The sequence below is a fragment of the Neisseria sicca 4320 genome (assembly GCF_000193735.1).
Lineage (GTDB): Bacteria > Pseudomonadota > Gammaproteobacteria > Burkholderiales > Neisseriaceae > Neisseria > Neisseria sicca_E.
Map to the genome: position 1 here is coordinate 1 of NZ_AEPF01000007.1, position 1,792 is coordinate 1,792.

Below are 1,792 nucleotides of genomic sequence, written 5' to 3' on the forward strand. Positions count from 1 at the left end.
ACAAGCTTTAATGTGGCTAATTGTTTTTGATTGATAAGCCCGGAATCCTTATGATATCGATATCCTGTGCGACACCCAAGATTTTTACCCTTAATTTTGAGTTCTCTAAAACCGGATCCGTAGTACTTCCATCGTTAAATACTATGGTGCCATTGTGCAAAATATAGTGGTCGCAACTTAACTCTATCAGCGAGCGCAGTAGGGCGGCCGTTGAGTAAGGTGTTTCTTGAACATTTAGTTTATTCTTTAATTCTAAATAGATATTACGTATTTTCCCCAGATTTCTCGGAATATTGAGGACATAATTAATCAAATGTTTTGTGTTCGTTGGATTTGGGACAGGTTTGCCATTGCCTGTCAGCGGCACTGTTCCATGATCTGTGATAGGGGGGCGAGATACTCTTTTCTGCACCATCGGTATCAGCATCTGCACTTGGATCGTTATTACCTACATTATTGGGTGGATTGGGTACGCCTCTTGCACCTTATTCACCTGAGCTCAACCCGATTGAGAAGGTGTGGGCGAATATTAAGCGGGATCTGCGACCCGTTTTGTCTAATTACGCCCGATTTGACGATGCGCTACTGTCCTATTTTGATTTTAATTAACTATATTTTGAATGTTTAATGCCATACAACAAAAAAGTCGTCTAGAAAACGAGTATTTTCCGTTTTCAGACGACTTTTTTTTAATGGAATTGTTTAGTTTCGCGAATGGTGTTCGTCAACGATGTTTTTCAGGCGGATGTTGGCGACGTGGGTGTAGATTTGGGTGGTGTTGATGTTGGCGTGTCCGAGCATGAGTTGTACGGCACGCAAATCGACGCCGTGATTGACGAGGTGGGTGGCGAAGGCGTGGCGCAGGCCGTGCGGGCTGAGTGAGGTGATGCCGGCGGTTTCGGCGTAGTTTTTGACAATCATCCACGCGAGTTGGCGGGAGATGCCGCTGCGTTTTTGGCTGACGAAGACTTCGTCGCAGATTTTGTTTTTGAGCAACAGCGGGCGCGATTCGGCGCAATAGCGTTCGACCCAGTAATCGGCTTCTTGGCCCATAGGCACGATACGCAGTTTGTCGCCTTTGCCTATGGTGCGGATGCAGCCGCGGTTGAGATCGAGATCGCCCAGTTGGAGCTTGACGGCTTCGGTTACGCGCAAACCTGTGGCGTACATGACTTCGAGCAGGGCTTTGTCGCGCAGGCCGTGCGGCGTTTCGGTATCGGGTGCGGCAAGCAGTTTTTCGATTTGCGCTTCGGTAATCAGAGTCGGCAGCTTTTGCATCTGTTTCGGGGCTTTGAGAAAACGGGTCGGGTTGTCCGTCCGACGCTCGGTTTCTTCCAACCAAGCGTATAGGCGTTTGCAGGCGGACAAGGCACGCGCCTGCGAGCTGTGTTTTTCGTCCGCCGCATAGACGGCGTCCGCCAAATCGGCGGCTTCGGCATTCAACCAGGTATATCCGCTCTCTTCCAAGCGCGCGGCGATTTTTTCCAAATCGCGGCGGTAGCCTTGCAGGGTGTTGTAGCTGAGACGGTCTTGCAACCACAAGGATTCGAGCAGTTTGTCTATGAGTTCGTCGGTCATGGGGTTTTACGGGCAGTCCGAAGATGGTGTATCGCAAGCATACTTAACTTTAAATCCGGCATGTCATCCAATTCTGTCATTCCCGCCCCCCGCCTACGCGAGAACAGAAATGACGACAACCGGTAAGTTGCGTATCGAAAATAAAGTAATTTGGCTATATCGTGGGGTGAATATGAATCAGGACAAGCACCCCTGCCCTGATTGATGTCCATTA

Annotated in this window: 2 protein-coding genes and 1 pseudogene; 1 reads left to right on the plus strand and 2 read right to left on the minus strand. The window is 49.2% G+C overall.

All coding sequences use genetic code 11. From position 1 onward, the window contains the following. Window positions 1-16 precede the first annotated feature (16 nt). Window positions 17-433 (minus strand): hypothetical protein, encoded by a 417-nt coding sequence (locus NSCA4_RS15685; protein ID WP_141565450.1) that lies wholly within the window; start codon window positions 431-433, stop codon window positions 17-19. A 41-nt stretch (window positions 434-474) separates the two neighbouring features. On the opposite strand from NSCA4_RS15685, the pseudogene NSCA4_RS15690 reads away from it, so the two are divergent. Beyond that, window positions 475-609 (plus strand): annotated as a pseudogene (locus tag NSCA4_RS15690) (IS630 family transposase); the annotation flags it as partial. Between the two features lie 93 nt (window positions 610-702). Here the strand turns inward: NSCA4_RS15690 and xerD are convergent. Then, the gene (xerD, locus tag NSCA4_RS0100195; RefSeq protein WP_016686290.1) at window positions 703-1,578 is read right to left on the minus strand and encodes a site-specific tyrosine recombinase XerD; all 876 of its coding nucleotides are present in this window, start codon (window positions 1,576-1,578) and stop codon (window positions 703-705) included. Between the last annotated feature and the right edge of the window lie 214 nt (window positions 1,579-1,792).